Raw genomic sequence first — 16,149 nt, 5'->3', positions numbered from 1 at the left:
GGTCATCGTGCGTCGTCGCACGTGAGGGTGGTGTTCAAGGCGGCGCGACCGTACCAAAACGTGCCCTCGCCGTAGCGACGGGACCTCAGGTCATCGAAGCCGTCGGGCCACCGGAATTCGCCGCCTCTGGTGCTGCGTTCCACGGTGACGAGTGCTTCGTCCGCGAGCCAGCCCCGCGTGCGGAGTGTGAGCAGAATCTCGCGAAGATCGTCGTCGGAGACGGCGTACGGGGGGTCGAGAAAGACCAGGTCGTAGGGGGCGGTTGGGGGCGGGCCCGCGAGGATTTGTGCCGCTTTTCCGGTACGTGCCTCTGCTCCTGGCAGGCCGACGGCGCGGATGTTCTCGCGGATCGTGCGGGCGGCGCGGGCGTCGGCCTCGACGAGGAGTGCGTGGGTGGCGCCGCGGGAGAGTGCCTCCAGGGCGACGGCGCCGGAGCCGGCGTACAGGTCGGCGACGCGGGTGCCGGCGAGGCTGCCGCCGAGGAGGGCCTGCCAGGTGGAGAAGAGGGCCTCGCGTGCCCGGTCAGAGGTGGGGCGGGTGCCGGTGCCTGGCGGCACGGTGAGGCGGCGTCCGCCGGCGGTTCCGGCGATCACGCGGGTCATCGCGCTGGTACGTCCTTGTCCTTGGGCGGATATCGGTGCGGCCCCAGTTTGTCAGCCACGCCCCCGGTACCGCCTGTCGGCACCCGTCCCCCTACGCCACGGGGCTCCGCCCCGGCCCCCGCGCCTCAATCGCCGGCGGGGCTCCAAAAGATCGGGGCTCTGCCCCGCACCCCGCTGCTCAATCGCCGCAGGGGCTTGAGCAGGCCTTTCAAACCGGTGCGGCGGCATGGGCACTTCGAGCCCCTGCGGCGATTGAGCAGCGGGGTCTGGGGCGGGGCCCCGGGAGGGTGGCGTTGGGTCAGCCCTTGTCGAGGTACTGTTCGCGGTCCTCGTCGAGCAGCGCGTCCAGGGCGATGCGCAGGGCCGGGAGGCGGTCGAGGGCCGGGTCGGCTGTGACCACCTTCGTGGCCTCCTCCCGCGCCGCCGCAATGACCTCCTCGTCCTCGATCACGGCCAGCATGCGGAGCGAGGAGCGGACACCGGACTGGGCCTGGCCGAGCACATCGCCCTCACGGCGCTGTTCCAGGTCGATCCGGGAGAGCTCGAAACCGTCGAGCGTGGCGGCGACCGAGCCCAGGCGGGCCCGCGCGGGGGCGGCCTCCGGCATCTCGGTGACCAGGAGGCACAGGCCCGGCGCCGAGCCACGGCCGACACGGCCACGCAGCTGGTGGAGCTGCGAGACGCCGAACCGGTCGGCGTCCATGATCACCATCGCCGTCGCGTTCGGCACGTTCACCCCGACCTCGATGACGGTCGTCGCCACCAGGACATCCGTCTCCCCCGCGGCGAAGCGGCGCATCACGGCGTCCTTGTCGTCGGGCTGCATGCGGCCGTGCAGGACCTCGACCTTGAGGCCCTGGAGCGGTCCGCGCGCCAGCTCCTCCGCGACGTCGAGCACGGCGAGCGGCGGCCGCTTCTCCGCCTCGTCCTCGGCGGACTTCTTGGCCTTGCCCTTCTTCTCGTCCTCGTCGTCGCCGATGCGGGGGCAGACCACGTACGCCTGGTGCCCGTTCTCCACTTCCTCGCGTACGCGCTCCCACGCGCGCGCGAGGAAGTGCGGCTTGTCCGCCGCCGGGACCACGTGACTGGAGATCGGCGAGCGGCCCGCCGGAAGCTGGTCGAGGACGGACGTCTCCAGGTCGCCGAAGACCGTCATGGCGACCGTGCGCGGGATCGGCGTCGCCGTCATGACCAGGAGGTGCGGCGGCTGCTTGCCCTTGGAGCGCAGCGCGTCGCGCTGTTCCACACCGAAGCGGTGCTGCTCGTCCACGACGACCAGGCCCAGATCGTCGAACTGCACCTTGTCCTCGATCAGCGCGTGCGTGCCGATGACGATGCCCGCCTCGGCCGTGACCAGGTCGAGCAGCGCCTGGCGGCGGGCGGCCATGCCCATGGAACCGGTGAGCAGGACGACCTTGGTGGCGTGCTCGGCCCCGCCCAGCATCCCGCCCTGCGCCAGCTCGCCCATCATCTCGGTGATGGACCGGTGGTGCTGCTGGGCGAGGACCTCGGTGGGCGCGAGCATCGCGGCCTGACCGCCCGCGTCGACGACGGCGAGCATGGCGCGCAGCGCGACCATGGTCTTGCCGGAGCCCACCTCGCCCTGGAGCAGCCGGTGCATCGGGTGCTCGGTGGCCAGGTCGTCGAAGATCTCCTTGGAGACCTTCTGCTGGCCGTCGGTGAGCGTGAAGGGGAGCTTCGCGTCGAAGGCCGTGAGCAGGCCGTCCGGCTTCGCCGCACGCGCGGCGGCGGTCAGCTGGGTCTCCGCGAAGCGGCGCCGGGCGAGGGCCACTTGGAGGACGAACGCCTCGTCCCACTTGAGGCGGTCCCGGGCGCCCGCGACGTCGTCCTTCGTCTGCGGCCGGTGGATCTTGAGCAGGGCCTCGGGCAGCGGGACGAGGCCGCGGCCCTCGCGCAGCGACTCGGGCAGCGGGTCCTCGGCCTCGCGCGCGCTGGGCAGCACCAGGTCGACGGCCTTGGCGATCTTCCAGGACTCCAGCTTGGCCGTGGCCGGGTAGATCGGCAGCAACGCCCCCGCCCACGAGCCGACGGCTTCGGCCGCCTCGTCGGAGGACTCGGCGTTGAGCAACTGGTAGGCGGGGTGCGCCAGTTGCATCTTCCGGTTGAAGACCGAGGCCTTGCCGGCGAACATGGCGCGCGTACCGGGCAGCAGGTCCTTGTGCGGCTTGTGGATGCCGCGGCCGAAGAAGACGAGCTGGAGCTGGCCGCTGCCGTCGGTGATGGTGACTTCGAGGCGCTGGCCCCTGCCGCCGTTGAACTTCAGGATGCGGGCGGTCGCGACCTGCGCGACGACCGTCACATGCTCGTCGAGCGGCAGCTCCGCGAGGCGGGTGAGCTCGCCCCGCTCCGCGTATCTGCGCGGGTAGTGGTGGAGCAGGTCCCCGACCGTGTGCAGGCCTAGGTGCTCGGCCATCACCTTCGCGGTGGCGGGGCCGAGCACCTTCTTCAGTGGTTCTTCGAGCGCGGGCACGAGATCCATTGCACACCACGCCACTGACAATGGCCGAACGCATCCGGCGAAACGGGCCTCAGCCCATCTCGGGGACCGGCGTCACCAGCTTCCCGTGCGCCAGGTACGCGGTCAGGTTGTCCAGCGTCAGCCGTTCCATCTCGTCACGGGTCTGGACGGTGCCGCTGGCCAAATGGGGCGTGAGCACCACGTTGTCCAGGGCGAGCAGCGGCTGGGGCACGTGCGGTTCGGCGGCGAAGACGTCGAGGCCCGCGCCCGCGAGGCCGCCGTTGGTCAGGAGGTCGACGAGCGCCGCCTCGTCGACCACGCTGCCGCGCGCGATGTTGACCAGGTAGCCCTCCGGGCCGAGCGCTTCGAGGACCTCGCGGGAGACGAGCCCACTGGTGGCGGGGCCGCCGGAGGTGGCGATCACCAACACGTCTACGGAGGCGGCCAGTTCCGCGGGCGAGGCGGCGTACGCGTAGTCGACGCCGGGCACCTCGCGGCGGCTGTGGTAGCTGATCGGGCAGCCCATGGCCGCGAACCGTGTGGCGATGGCCCGCCCGATCCGGCCGAGCCCGAGCACGCCGATCCGGGCGCCGCTGACCCGCCGCGCCAGCGGGACGGGCCCCTCACCCGGCCAGCGGCCGGCGCGTACGTAGCGGTCGGCGGCGGAGATCCCCCGCAGCACGTCGAGCGTCAGCCCGAGCGCGGTGTCCGCGACGCAGTCGGTGAGCACGTCGGGGGTGTTGCTGACCACGATGCCGCGTTCCACGGCGAGGCCGACGTCGGTGGTGTCGTAGCCGACCCCGAAGTTGACGACGGCGCCGAGGCGCGGCAGGGCGGCCATGAGGCCGGTGCCGACACCCGCACGGCCGGAGGTGACGACGACGCCGACCTCGTCCGCGTACTCGGCCAGGAAGGTGTCGCGTTCGGGTCCTTCCTTCGGAAGGACAAGGGCGTCGTACGTGCTGCGCAGGGTCTGCGCGAGGGAGGGCTTCAGCGAGCCGACCGCGAGGACGCGGCCGGCGGCGGCGGAGGACGTGGTCATGCGGTAACTCCTTCCCGGACCGGCTCGCGGTCCAGGGCCGGTTCAGATCACTTTCTTGACGAGCGCGGCGAGTTCGCTGTGCTCGGCCTCGGTGAGGTCGGTCAGCGGCGGGCGCACCGGGCCCGCGCCGTGCCCGGAGACGGTGAGGGCGGCCTTCACGATCGACACCGCGTAGCCGGGCTGCCGGTCGCGGATGCCGATGTACGGCAGGACGAACTCGCGCAGCCGGTCGTAGACCTGCGCCGTGTCGTGGGCGCGCACGGCCGCGTAGAAGTCGCAGGCCCACTGCGGGGCGAAGTTGAAGATGGCCGACGAATAGGTGGTGGCGCCGAGTTCGAGATAGGGCAGGGCGTAGGTCTCGGCCGTCGGCAGTCCCCCGATGAGGACGAGCCGCCCGTCGTGTTCGGCGTGCAGCCGGGCCATGAGGTCGATGTCGCAGACGCCGTCCTTGAACCCGATGAAGTTGGGGAACCGGGCGACGAGCCGGTCGACGGTCGGCGCCTTGAAGCGGGCGTTGGCCCGGTGGTACACGATCACGCCGAGCGAGGTGGCCGCGCAGACCCTGGCCACGTGTTCGTAGAGCCCCTCCTGTCCGACCTCGGTGAGGTAGGGCGGCAGCAGCAGGATGCCGTCGGCCCCGAGCTCCTCCGCCCGCCGGGCCATCTCCACCGCGGTCGCCGTGCCGTATCCGGCCGCCCCGATGATCGGCAGCCCGTCCCGCGCCTCGGCGACGCTCGCCCGCAGCACCGCGTCGACGTCGGTGTGGCTCAGCGAGAAGAACTCGCCGGTGCCGCCCGGGGCGAAAAGGCCCGCCACGTCGTACCCGGTCAGGCGCTGCAGGTGCGCGCGGTAGGCCGGCGCGTCGAAGGAGTGGTCGGGCGTGGTGTGGGTGACGGGGAAGGACAGCAGACCGGAGCCCAGGACACGGCGCAGATCATCGGGCGAGAAGCGGGCCATGGGGCGGCTCCAGGGTCGTTGGCGGATGAATCCGGCTGGCCGCAAGCTAGCAGACGTCGATCATGGACAGGAATAGCGTCTACATACGAGAACGTCATCCTCCATCCCTTGCGGGCCTCACGACCAACTCCCCTGCCTGCGCAATCTCTTGACGCGTCTCAGAAACCACACTTACCTTGCGTCCACAAATTGAAACGGCGTCTACATCCGTGGACATGCTGGTGCCTGTCGCGGTGGAGGAAGCCCCATGCCCCCTGTTCCCATCCCCGGCCGGGCCCGAGCCGGCGCGCTCCGCCGGCGGGCGGCCCTCGCGTCGGCGCTCGTCGTCTGCACGCTCGCCGCGAGCGGCTGCACCGTGGCCAACAGCGCGTCGGTGACGGCGGGCAAGGACACACTGCGCGTCGTACTGCCGGAGGAGCCGCCCACCCTCGAACCCTGCGAGTCCTCGCTGACCTCCACCGGCGTGGTGGTGCGCTCCAACATCACCGAGCCGCTGACCGAGCGCGATCCGCGTTCGGGCGAGCTCCGGCCGAAGCTCGCGACCTCCTGGAAGCGCACCTCCGCCACCCAGTGGACGTACACCGTCCGCGAGGGAGTCCGGTTCAGTGACGGTTCGCGGTTCGACGCGAAGGACGCCGCGTACTCCATCGACCGCGCGGTCAACTCGAAGCTCGGCTGCAACGTCGAGGGCTACGTCTTCGGGGACATGGACGTGAAACTGTCGACGCCCGACGCCCGCACGCTGAAGGTGACGACCCCCGAGGCGGACCCGATCCTGCCGCTGCGGCTCTCCTTCGTCGAGATGGTGCCGACGTCGACCGACGCGAAGAAGAAGGTGCGCGAGCCGATCGGCACGGGCCCGTACCGGATAGCCGACTGGGAGCCGGGTCTGCGGCTCTCCCTCGCCGCCAACAAGCGGTACTGGGGCAAGACGCCCGACTACCGCAAAGCCCTCTACCAGTGGCGCCCCGAAGGCAGCGTCCGCGCCGCCATGGTCACCAACGGCGAGGCGGACGTGGCCACTTCGCTCGGCCCGCAGGACGGGGCGGGCGACACCGCGGTCACGTATCCGAACAACGAGACCACCGCGCTGCGCATGCAGCTCGGTGAGGCGCCGCTCAACGACAAGCGGGTGCGCCAGGCGATCAACTACGCGATCGACCGCAAGGGCATCGTCGACTCCCTCTACCAGGGCGACGCCAAGGCCGCGTCCCAGCTCGTGCCCTCCGGGATCACCGGGTACGACAAGGGTCTCAAGCCCTGGCCGACCGACCTCTCCAAAGCGCGCAAGCTCCTGTCGGAGGCGAAGGCCGACGGGGTCGATGTCGGGAAGCAGATCCGGCTGATCAGCCGGACCGCGCTCTTCCCGAAGGTCGACGAGACCGTGCAGGTCATCCAGAACGAGCTGGCGGGGATCGGGCTCAACGTCAAGATCCAGATGAAGGACACCGCGGGCAGCACGGAGTTCCAGGAGCGGCCGTTCCCCAAGGACACGGGGCCGTACCTGCTGCTCATCCAGCACGGGAACCAGGCCGGTGACGCTGCCTTCTCCATGGACCAGTACCTGCTGAGCGAGGGGTTCCAGAGCTCCGGCGGGACGGTGGCCTTCGACCGGAAGATCCGTGCGGCGGAGGCGCTCACCGGGGAGCGGAGGCAGCGGGCGCTGGGGGAGGTGTTCGCCCGGGAGCCGGTGGAGGTTGCGCAGTACGCGTATGTGGCGCACATGTATGGGATCACTGCGTTGGGCGATGCGGTTCGGTACCGGCCGAACTCGGCGACGGGGGACGAGATGCGGTTGGCCGAGTTCCGCCACGCCGAGTGATGGCGGTGGGACCTCCTCCGCTCCCGGGGCGCTGCCCCGGACCCCGCTGCTCAATCGCCGCAGGGGCTTGAAATGCGGGCCCCGCCGACTCACCTCCGAAGGCAGGACTTGAAAACAGGCCCCGCCGACTCGCCTCCGAGGGCGGGACTTGAAAACAGGCCCCGCGCGTCAATCGCCGGCGGGGCTTGAAAGACGGGCCGCCTCGCCCTCCATGAGAAGCGGACCGCCCAGCCTCCCGGGCTTGACCAACTCCCTCCGAACCTAGGGACAGCGATGTTCCCCTTCCTCCGCCGTCGGACACTCACCAGCATCCTGCCGCTGCTCGCCGTGCTCCTCGGGGTGTTCGTGCTCGCGCGGCTCACCGGCGATCCGTCGTCCTTGTATCTGCCCGAGTCCGCCACCCCGGCCCAGCGCGCCGCCTTCGCCGCCCGCAATGGTTTCGACGATTCGATCTGGCAGCAGATCGCCGACTACTTCGGTGGCGTCTTCCAGCTGGACTTCGGTGAGTCGCTGCGTACCGGCGAGTCCGCGGCGACGATGGCGTTGCGGGCCTTCCCCGCCACGCTGCAACTCGCCTTCGCGACGATGCTGATCGCCGTGATCGGCGCGGTGGCCATCGGCAGTTGGGCGGCGTTCCGGCCCAACTCCCTTGCGGACCGCGTCTCTTCGTTCCTGTCCATGACCGCCGCGAGCGTCCCCGACTTCTGGTTCGCGATCACCGGCGTATGGATCTTCGCCGTCACGCTCGGTGCGCTGCCCACCTCGGGCGTCACCGACGGGATGCTCTCGTGGGTGCTGCCGGTGACGACGCTGGTGATCCGGCCGCTCGGCGTGCTCACCCAGGTGGTGCGCGGCGCCATGGTCTCCGCGCTCTCCGCACCGTACGTGCGCCTTGCACGCAGCAAGGGGGCCGGGAGCGTCCGCGTGGTCAGCCACCACGCGCTGCGCAACGCCGCCGCGCCCGCGCTCACCGTCGCGGGCGACCTCGCCGTCTCGCTGGTCAACGGGGCCGTGGTGGTGGAGACGATCTTCGGCTGGCCGGGCATCGGAAAGCTGATGATCGACTCCATCCTGGGCCGCGACTTCGCGGTGCTGCAGGCCGCGGTGCTGATCACCGCGATCACCATCTTCGCGCTCAACATCGTCATCGACGTCTGCTACGCGCTGCTCGACGCGCGCGTGCGCGAGACGGCGACGGCCTGAGGAGGACGCCGTGAGTACCTCGACAGACAAGCCCGCCTCCGATGCCCCGACCGCCCTGACGGAGGGCGCTTCCGCGTCCCGCGGCAGTCAAGTCCCCTTGTGGCGCATGCTGTTGCGCGACCGCGTCGCCACCGTGGCGGCCGTGCTGCTGGTCCTGATCGCGCTCACCGCGGTCCTCGGCCCGCCGCTGCTCGGCGACTCCGCCACCGACCAGGACCTGAAGAACGCCAACCAGGCGCCCTTCTCCCTCGACCACGGCTGGCTGGGCGTCCTCGGCACCGATCCGCTCGGTCAGAGCGTGCTGGCCAGGTTGATCGTCGCCGCCCGCACCACGTTCAGCGTGGCCGTGCCCGCGGTGCTGCTCGCGCTGGCCGTCGGCTCGGTCATCGGCATGTGGGCGGGCTACCACCGCGGCCGCAGGGAGACGGTCGCGATGCGCGTGGCCGACGTCATCATGAGCTTCCCCTCGCTGCTCATGGCAGTCGTCGTGCTGTACGTCTTCTCGCCGAGCGTCGCCAACCTCGTGCTCGTCCTGACCGTCACCCGGCTCCCGGTCTATCTGCGCACCGCCCGCTCCGAATCCTCCGAGCTGCAGAGCCGCCTCTTCGTCGACGCGGCGCGGACCTTCGGCACGTCCAGCGGGGCGATCATCCGCCGGCACGTGTTCCCGATCGTGCTGCCGACGCTGCTGACCCTCGCGACGCTCGAATTCTGTTACGTGATGCTCGCCGAGTCCTCGCTGAGCTTCCTCGGCATCGGCATCCAACCGCCCGATGTCAGCTGGGGGTTGATGGTCTCGCAGGGGCGGACGTACTTGCAGAGCGCGTGGTGGCTGACGTTCTTCCCCGGCCTGGCCATCGTCGTCACGACGGTCTCCGCGACCGTGCTCGCCTCCTGGGCGCGGCTCGCCACCGACCCCGCGCAGCGCTGGCGTCTCGCACTGCCCCGCAAGGCGCGACGCCGCGCCGCCCCGGCTCCCAAGGAGGCCACGTCGTGACCGCAACCGCCCTTGAAGTGGACGGCCTCAGCGTCGACATCCGCACCCCGCACGGCACCGTACGCGCCGTGGACAAGGTCGGTTTCCGGGCGCGACGCGGCCGTACGCTGGCCCTGCTCGGCGAGTCCGGCTGCGGCAAGTCGATGACCGCGCAGGCCATCGTCTCGCTGCTCGACCCGGCCGCCGAGGTGAGCGCGGGCCGGGTACTGCTCGACGGCACCGATCTGGTCGCGGCCGACGAACGGACCCGCCGCGCGCTCGCCGGGCCCGAGCTGGCCATCGTCTTCCAGGACGCGCTCACCGCCCTCAACCCGGTCTACACGGTGGGCACCCAGCTCGCCGAGCCGTTCCGCATCCACCGCGGGATGTCCCGCAAGCAGGCCCGCAAGGAAGCGATCGAGCTGATGGCGCGGGTCGGCATCCCGGAGCCGGAGAGCCGGGTGGACGCCTATCCGCACCAGTTCTCCGGCGGCATGCGCCAGCGCCTCCTGATCGCCATCGCGGTCGCCCTCTCGCCGTCCGTGCTCCTCGCCGACGAGCCGACGACCGCGCTCGACGTGACCGTGCAGGCGCAGATCATGCAGCTGCTGCGGGACCTGCGCGCGGAGCGGGACATGAGCGTCGTACTGATCACCCACGACCTGGCCCTCGTCTCCGAGCAGGCCGACGAGGTCGTGGTGATGTACGCGGGCACGGTCGTCGAGTCGGGTCCCGTACGCGAGGTGTTCGGCGCGCCCCGACACCCGTACACGAAGGGCCTGTTGGACTCGGTGCCGGTGCACGCGGCACGCGGCGAGGAGCTGCGGTCCATCGGCGGCTCCCCGCCGGACCTGCACTCGATCCCACCCGGCTGCGTCTACCAGGACCGCTGCCCGCTGGTGCGCGACCTGTGCCGCGCGCGGCGCCCCGAACCGGCCGAGGTCGCGCCGGACCGCACGGCCGCCTGCCACTTCTCCGACGAGGTGACCCGATGACCGACAAGCCGCTGCTCCAAGTACGCGAGCTCACCAAGACGTTCCCGGCCCAGGGCGCAGGCAAGGGGCGCCGGCTGCGCGCCCTGAACGGCATCTCCTTCGATCTGGAGCGCGGCGAGACCCTCGGCCTCGTCGGCGAATCGGGCTGCGGAAAGTCCACGCTCGCCCGCACCCTGCTCATGCTGGAGCGGCCCGACGGCGGCAGCGTCCGCTTCGACGGCGTGGACCCGTTCGCGCTCAAGGGGGCGGAGTTGCTGGCGTGGCGGCGCCAGGTCCAGATGGTGTTCCAGGACCCGTTCGCCTCGCTCAACGCCCGGATGACGGCCGGCGAGATCATCGGCGAACCGTGGCGCACCCACAGGTCCCTGCACCGCACGGCGGCCGAACGCTCCACCCGCGTACGGGAGTTGCTCGATCTCGTCGGGCTGCGCAAGGGTGACGAGCAGCGCTACCCGCAGGAGTTCTCCGGCGGCCAGCGCCAGCGCATCGGCATCGCCCGTGCGCTCGCCCTCTCCCCCGACGTCATCATCTGCGACGAGCCGGTCTCCGCGCTCGACCTGTCCGTGCAGGCGCAGGTGCTCAACCTCCTCAACGACCTGCAACGGCAGCTCGGCGTCAGCTACCTCTTCATCTCCCACGACCTGTCGGTGGTCCGGCACGTCGCGGACCGTGTGATGGTGATGTACCTGGGCGGCGTCGTCGAACAGGGCGACACGGAGTCCGTCTTCGACCGCGCCCTGCACCCGTACAGTTCGGCGCTGATGTCGGCCGCGCCGTCCCTCGACGCCGACGCGCGCCGTGAACACATCGTCCTCCAGGGCGAGTTGCCGTCCCCGCTTTCGCCGCCGTCCGGCTGCCGCTTCCGCACCCGCTGCTGGAAGGCGACCGACGTGTGCGCCTCGGCGGCGCCCGACCCGGCCGTCGATCCACGGGACCCGGGGCACACGGCGGCCTGCTTCCATCCGCTGGAGGAGACCTCGGGACTGGTGACCGCGGGCGGCGACGGCGCGTGACACTCACCGGCTATCTGGCCGTCGCGGTCGCGGTGGTGCTCGCGTCCTGTCTTCAGGCGTCCATCGGTTTCGGCATGGGGATGCTCGCCGCACCGGTGGTCGCCGTCGTGGACCCGTCCCTCGTGCCGGGAACGCTGATCATCCAGGCGGGCGTGCTCACCCTCCTCGTGACGGTGGCCGAGCGGCAGCACATCGATCTGCGGGGCACGGGCTGGGCGCTGGTCGGCCGGGTGCCCGGCACCGTCGCGGGGGCGCTGCTCGTGACCGCGCTGCCGCCCGAGGGCCTCGCCCTGATGCTGTCCGGCGTGGTGCTCCTGGGCGTCGTACTGACCTGCTTCGGCTGGGCGCCGCGACCGCACCGTCCGGTCCTGGTCCTCGCCGGTTCCGCGTCGGGGCTCCTCGGCACCGCGACCTCGATCGGCGGCCCGCCGATGGCCCTGGTGTGGCAGGGCAAGGACGCACCGGTGCTGCGCGGCACCATGAGCGGCTTCTTCCTCATCGGCTCGGTGCTGTCCGTCGCGACGCTGGCGACCACGGGGGCCATCGGTTCACACACGCTCCGGATGTCGGCCGTACTCGCTCCCGCATCCGTCCTCGGCTACGTGCTCTCGCGCTACGTCAACCGCTTCATGGACGCGCGCCGGCTGCGCTGGGCCGCGATCGGAGTGTCGACGCTGGGGGCGGTGCTGCTGATCGGGGAGCAACTCGTGTGACCTGACCTGCGGTACGACCGTCAGCTCCGCACACGGCCGTCAGCTCCGCACCAGATTGCGCAGCGGCCGCCCCTCCGCGAGCGCCTCGACGTTCGACCTGATGTCCTCCGCCCGGCCGCGGAAGGTCTCCTCGGTGTGGCCGGACTGGTGCGGCGTGAGCACCACGTTGGCGAACCCGGTGAAGTCCAGGTGCGAGGGCGGCGGCGCCGCGGGCTCGCGCGGGTTGCGCCACCACACGTCGAGGCCCGCCCCGGCGATCGTGCCGTCGCTCAGCGCCGCGTGCAGCGCCTTCTCGTCGACGACCGGGCCGCGGGCGACGTTGACGAGGACGGCGGAGCGCTTCATCGCGGCGAGCGCGGCGGCGTCCACGAGCCCACGCGTCTCCTCGCTCAGCGGCACCGTCACCACGACCACGTCGCAGGCGCCCAGCAGCTCGTGCAGCCGGTCCTGACCGCCCACCCACTCCAGGTCCGCACCGGCAGGCGGTGGAGCGCCCGGATCACGCCGTACGGCACGCACCCGCATGCCCAACGCGCCCGCCACCCGCGCCACTTCGCCGCCGATCTCGCCCATGCCGAGGACACCGATGGTGCGTCCGGCGAGGACCCCGCCGAAGGGGTAGCCCTCGTCGACGACGGCGTTGCGCCAGACACCGGCCCGCATGTCCCGCTCGCCGCGCGCGACGTCGCGCAGCAGCATCATCGACACCATCACCACGTGTTCGGCGATGGACCGGCCGTGGTGGAAGGTGTTCGCGACCCGCACCCCGGGCCGCAGCGCGTCCAGCGGGATCTTGTCGTAGCCGGCCCCGGTGACGTGCAGCAGCCGCAGCCGCCCCATCCCGGCCAGCAGCTCGCGGTCGGCCGCCGAGCACACGAGGACGTCGGCGGTGGCCGCGGCGGCGGCGCGGGCCTCGGGGTCGTCCCCGTACGCGAAGGTCCAGCGATGCGCGCCGCCTTCGGTGAGTACGTCCCTGAACCGCCCCATGACCGGTTCGGTGACCAGGACCTCCAGCGGCCGCGCCGCTCCCCCGCTCACCACCGCGGCACCGTCGGGTCGAACTCCGGCTGGAAGCGGCGCATGTAGGCGGTGTCGTCGCGCTCGCGGATGCCACTGGTGAGGTACTGCTCGTGCAGCCGGGCGAGCGCGTCCCGGTCCAGCTCGACGCCGAGGCCGGGGGCGGTGGGCACGGCGACGGCGCCGTCCTCGAACGTGAGCGCGCCCGGCACGACGACGTCCTCGGCCGGGTCCTTCCACGGCCAGTGCGTGTCGCAGGCGTAGTCGAGGTTCGGGGTCGCGGAGGCGAGGTGCGTCATGGCGGCGAGGCTGATGCCCAGATGCGAGTTGGAGTGCATGGAGAGCCCCATGCCGAACGTCTCGCAGATCGCGCCGAGCCGCTGGGAGCGCCGGAGCCCGCCCCAGAAGTGGTGGTCGGAGAGCACCACCTGGACGGCCTCCTGGCGCACCGCGGGCGGCAGGTGCTTGAAGGCGACCACGCACATGTTGGTGGCGAGCGGCATCGACACCTCGCGCGCGACGCGGGCCATGTCCTCGATGCCGGGCGTCGGGTCCTCCAGATACTCGACGACCCCGTCGAGCTCCTGCCCCACCTTGACCGAACTGGCCACGCTCCAGGCCCCGTTGGGGTCGAGCCGGAGCGGCAGTCCGGGGAAGGCGGCGCGCAGCGCGCGGACCGCCTCGATCTCCTCCTCGGGCGGGAAGACGCCGCCCTTCAGCTTGATCGCGCCGAACCCGTACGCGTCGATGATGCGCCGCGCCTGCCGGACGAGCCCCTCGGGGTCGAGCGCCTCGCCCCACCCGTCCTCCTCCTGTCCCGGATGGCCGGCCCACTTGTAGAAGAGGTACGCGCTGTAGGCGACGCGGTCGCGCACGGCGCCGCCCAGCAGGTCGCTCACCGGGCGGCCGACGACCTTGCCCTGGAGGTCGAGCGCGGCGACCTCGAAGGGCGAGACGACCCGGTCGGCGAGGGAGCTGTCGGTCACCATCCCGCTCATCCCGTGCCCGCCCACGCCGCTGTCGGCGGCCAGCGACTCGTTGACCGCGCGCCAAACGCCGTTGAGGTCGAAGACGTCGATGCCGACCAAGTGCTGCCCGGCCCGCTCCAGTCGGCGCAGATGCGGCAGGTCCCCGTAGGACTCACCGAGCCCGCACAGGCCGCTGTCGGTCACGACCTCGACGACCGAGCGCAGCGCGAAGGGCTCGTGCACACCTACGGAATTGAGCAGCGGAAGGTCGCGGAACGCCACCGGCGTCACGCGCACCTCGGAGATCCGGTGCTTCTCAGTGTCAGCCATGATCGGATCCTGACACGCGTCTACGTACGTAGACAAGGCTTGCGTATGTGATTTCAGGGGGTCGGGCCAAGGGTTTCCGGCACCCTGTCGCCTACGATGATCCGGACGTTCCAGGGGGTAAGTGGCAGCGAAGAACGCCTCGTTGGGCAAGGCCCTGCTCGCCGAGCGCACCCCGGCCGAGGTCGACGCGATCAGCTGCTCGATGCCGCCGGTACGCGGACGAACCTGCGCCGCAAGGGCATCCGGTAGAGCTCTACTCGACGCCGATCAGCATCAGCGCCGACTGCCGCCCGCCGCGGTACACCACCGTGTCCACGGCCAGGTAGGACTCGCGCACATGCTGTTCGAGCGCGCCCGCGACCTCGTCGGAGACCTCCTCGCCGAGGACGAGCGTGACGAGTTCGCCGCCCGCCGCCAGCATCCGGTCGAGGATCGTGCGGGCCGTCGCGGGGACCTCGCCGCCGATCACCGCCACGTCGCCGTCGATGAGGCCGAGGACGTCGCCCGCCTGACAGATTCCCGCCATGGTCCACGACTGCCGCTCGGCGACGGCCAGTTCGCCGTACCGGGTCGCGCCCGCGGCCGAGGTCATCGCCACGACGTCCTCGTCGAAGCGCCGGTCGGGCTCGTGGACGGCGAGCGCGGCGATGCCCTGGACCGCCGAGCGGGTCGGGATGAGCGCGATCCGCAGCCCCTCGGAGCGGGCCTGCTCGGCCGCCGCCGCGGCGGTGTGCCGCAGCTCGGCGTCGTTCGGCAACAGCACCACCTCGCGCGCGTGGGCCCGCCGTATCGCGTCGACCAGCTCCCCGCTCGCGGGCGGCTCACCGGGCCGGTCGGGCACGGTCGTCGCGCCCGCCTCCCGGTAGAGCCCCGCGAGCCCGTCGCCCGGCACGACCGCCACCACGGCCCGCTGCGCACGCTCCCGCGGCGCCGAGGCATGTGTCGCGTGCACGTCACCGAGCCCGAAGTGGGTGATGCGGATGCGGTACGGGCGCCCGGCCTCGACGCCCGCCTCCACGGCCGCGCCCGCGTCGTCCACGTGTACGTGGACGTTCCACAGGCCGTCCCCGCCGACGACGACCAGCGAGTCCCCGAGGGCGTCGAGCCGGGTCCGCAGCCGGGCCACGGCCTTGTCGTCCGCTTCGAGCAGGTAGATGACCTCAAAGGCGGGACCGGGCGCGCCTTCGCCCTCGCTCCCTTCGCCCTCGCTCCCTTCGCCCTCGGGGCATTCGAGCGGTACGCCATCGGGGACGGCGGCCACGCGCGCGTGGGGGCCCGCTCCACCCCGGCGTACCGGCACCGCCTCCCCCGAGACCGCCTCGCTCAGCGCCCCCAGGACGGCCACGAGCCCACGCCCACCCGCGTCCACGACCCCGGCACTGCCCAGGGCGGCGAGCTGCCCCGGCGTCGCGTCGAGCGCCACGCACGCGCCTTCGTAGGCGGCACGGACGACGTCGCGGCAGCCCCCTTCAGTCCCGGATGCGGCCTCCGCGGCCGCCGTCGCCACGGTCAGGACGGTGCCCTCCACGGGGTGGGCGACCGCCTCGCGCGCGGCCTCGGCGGCCCGGCCCAGCGCGAGCCGCAGGGCGTCCGCGTCGGCTCCCGCGGCGTGATCTCCCTCACTGGCCCCGCCCTCGGCGAGGACCTGGGCCATGCCACGGAACAGCTGCGCGAGGATCGTCCCGGAGTTGCCCCGGGCGCCGATGAGGGCGCCGTGCGCCATGGCTCGCATCACTTCGGGGAGCGCGGGAGCGGTCGGCTCGGGGCCCGCCCCGAGCCCGGCGAAGACCGCCTCGACCGCCTGCTGGGCGGACTCCAGGGTCAGATAGAGATTGGTGCCGGTGTCCCCGTCGGCGACCGGATACACGTTGATCGCGTCTATCTCCGCGCGGTCGCGGCCGAGCGCCTCCAGCGCGAGTGAGCACCAGGCGCGCACCGCGATCACGTCGAGCACCTGCGGCACCTGCGCCTCCTCGAGCGGCTGGACTGGCACCGCACAGTAGACCGCGGAAGGTAAGCGTCCGGAAAGCGG

The 16,149-nt window shown here is 71.8% G+C and carries 13 protein-coding genes; 6 read left to right on the top strand and 7 right to left on the bottom strand.

Annotation, left to right across the window (positions count from 1 at the left end; genetic code table 11):
• Positions 1–2: 2 nt before the first annotated feature.
• The 4 genes from rsmD to ACWD2L_RS09370 all read right to left on the bottom strand — a co-directional run bounded on the left by rsmD (position 3) and on the right by ACWD2L_RS09370 (position 5,080).
• Positions 3–602 (bottom strand): 16S rRNA (guanine(966)-N(2))-methyltransferase RsmD, encoded by a 600-nt coding sequence (gene rsmD / locus ACWD2L_RS09385; protein WP_351336246.1) that lies wholly within the window; start codon positions 600–602, stop codon positions 3–5.
• A gap of 298 nt (positions 603–900) precedes the next feature.
• Positions 901–3,102, bottom strand: coding sequence for an ATP-dependent DNA helicase RecG (recG, locus tag ACWD2L_RS09380; RefSeq protein ID WP_351336243.1), 2,202 nt, complete (start codon positions 3,100–3,102; stop codon positions 901–903).
• Between the two features lie 49 nt (positions 3,103–3,151).
• Positions 3,152–4,123 (bottom strand): 2-hydroxyacid dehydrogenase, encoded by a 972-nt coding sequence (locus tag ACWD2L_RS09375; RefSeq protein ID WP_351336240.1) that lies wholly within the window; start codon positions 4,121–4,123, stop codon positions 3,152–3,154.
• 42 nt (positions 4,124–4,165) lie between these two features.
• Positions 4,166–5,080 (bottom strand): 5-dehydro-4-deoxyglucarate dehydratase, encoded by a 915-nt coding sequence (locus ACWD2L_RS09370; RefSeq protein ID WP_351336238.1) that lies wholly within the window; start codon positions 5,078–5,080, stop codon positions 4,166–4,168.
• Positions 5,081–5,327: 247 nt separating this feature from the next.
• Here ACWD2L_RS09370 and ACWD2L_RS09365 point away from each other — a divergent pair, with 247 nt between their 5' ends.
• The 6 genes from ACWD2L_RS09365 (at position 5,328) to ACWD2L_RS09340 (ending at position 11,802) form a co-directional block, all read left to right on the top strand.
• Positions 5,328–6,902, top strand: a complete 1,575-nt coding sequence (locus ACWD2L_RS09365) for an ABC transporter substrate-binding protein (RefSeq protein WP_351336234.1) — start codon at positions 5,328–5,330, stop codon at positions 6,900–6,902.
• Between the two features lie 273 nt (positions 6,903–7,175).
• A complete protein-coding gene (locus ACWD2L_RS09360) occupies positions 7,176–8,105 on the top strand; it encodes an ABC transporter permease (RefSeq protein ID WP_351336231.1) in 930 nt (309 codons plus the stop codon).
• Between the two features lie 10 nt (positions 8,106–8,115).
• On the top strand, positions 8,116–9,102 hold the full coding sequence (locus ACWD2L_RS09355; protein WP_351336228.1) for an ABC transporter permease: 987 nt from the start codon (positions 8,116–8,118) through the stop codon (positions 9,100–9,102).
• Positions 9,099–10,076, top strand: a complete 978-nt coding sequence (locus ACWD2L_RS09350; protein ID WP_351336225.1) for an ABC transporter ATP-binding protein — start codon at positions 9,099–9,101, stop codon at positions 10,074–10,076. Before ACWD2L_RS09355 ends, ACWD2L_RS09350 begins: the two co-directional genes overlap by 4 nt.
• A complete protein-coding gene (locus ACWD2L_RS09345; protein ID WP_351336222.1) occupies positions 10,073–11,089 on the top strand; it encodes an ABC transporter ATP-binding protein in 1,017 nt (338 codons plus the stop codon). Before ACWD2L_RS09350 ends, ACWD2L_RS09345 begins: the two co-directional genes overlap by 4 nt.
• Positions 11,086–11,802: a sulfite exporter TauE/SafE family protein gene (locus ACWD2L_RS09340; protein ID WP_351336220.1), complete on the top strand. Its 717-nt coding sequence runs from the start codon at positions 11,086–11,088 to the stop codon at positions 11,800–11,802. The genes ACWD2L_RS09345 and ACWD2L_RS09340 overlap by 4 nt, the downstream gene beginning before the upstream one ends.
• A 39-nt stretch (positions 11,803–11,841) precedes the next feature.
• Here the strand turns inward: ACWD2L_RS09340 and ACWD2L_RS09335 are convergent, their stop codons facing one another.
• The 3 genes from ACWD2L_RS09335 to ACWD2L_RS09325 form a co-directional block, all read right to left on the bottom strand.
• The gene (locus ACWD2L_RS09335; protein WP_351336219.1) at positions 11,842–12,843 is read right to left on the bottom strand and encodes a 2-hydroxyacid dehydrogenase; all 1,002 of its coding nucleotides are present in this window, start codon (positions 12,841–12,843) and stop codon (positions 11,842–11,844) included.
• A complete protein-coding gene (locus ACWD2L_RS09330; protein ID WP_351336217.1) occupies positions 12,837–14,117 on the bottom strand; it encodes a glucarate dehydratase family protein in 1,281 nt (426 codons plus the stop codon). The genes ACWD2L_RS09335 and ACWD2L_RS09330 overlap by 7 nt, the downstream gene beginning before the upstream one ends.
• 253 nt (positions 14,118–14,370) lie before the next feature.
• Positions 14,371–16,110, bottom strand: a complete 1,740-nt coding sequence (locus tag ACWD2L_RS09325) for a DAK2 domain-containing protein (protein ID WP_351336215.1) — start codon at positions 16,108–16,110, stop codon at positions 14,371–14,373.
• Positions 16,111–16,149: the final 39 nt, after the last annotated feature.

The organism is Streptomyces sp. NPDC002754, from assembly GCF_053592315.1.
This window is presented reverse-complemented; position numbering and strand designations above follow the sequence as displayed.

What these genes read in the sequence shown, in the direction of transcription:
- ACWD2L_RS09330 (WP_351336217.1), bottom strand. Translation starts at nt 14,117, where the DNA reads ATGGCTGACACTGAGAAGCACCGGATCTCCGAGGTGCGCGTGACGCCG.
- ACWD2L_RS09360 (WP_351336231.1), top strand. Translation starts at nt 7,176, where the DNA reads ATGTTCCCCTTCCTCCGCCGTCGGACACTCACCAGCATCCTGCCGCTG.
- ACWD2L_RS09375 (WP_351336240.1), bottom strand. Translation starts at nt 4,123, where the DNA reads ATGACCACGTCCTCCGCCGCCGCCGGCCGCGTCCTCGCGGTCGGCTCG.
- recG (WP_351336243.1), bottom strand. Translation starts at nt 3,102, where the DNA reads ATGGATCTCGTGCCCGCGCTCGAAGAACCACTGAAGAAGGTGCTCGGC.
- ACWD2L_RS09370 (WP_351336238.1), bottom strand. Translation starts at nt 5,080, where the DNA reads ATGGCCCGCTTCTCGCCCGATGATCTGCGCCGTGTCCTGGGCTCCGGT.
- rsmD (WP_351336246.1), bottom strand. Translation starts at nt 602, where the DNA reads ATGACCCGCGTGATCGCCGGAACCGCCGGCGGACGCCGCCTCACCGTG.
- ACWD2L_RS09345 (WP_351336222.1), top strand. Translation starts at nt 10,073, where the DNA reads ATGACCGACAAGCCGCTGCTCCAAGTACGCGAGCTCACCAAGACGTTC.
- ACWD2L_RS09365 (WP_351336234.1), top strand. Translation starts at nt 5,328, where the DNA reads ATGCCCCCTGTTCCCATCCCCGGCCGGGCCCGAGCCGGCGCGCTCCGC.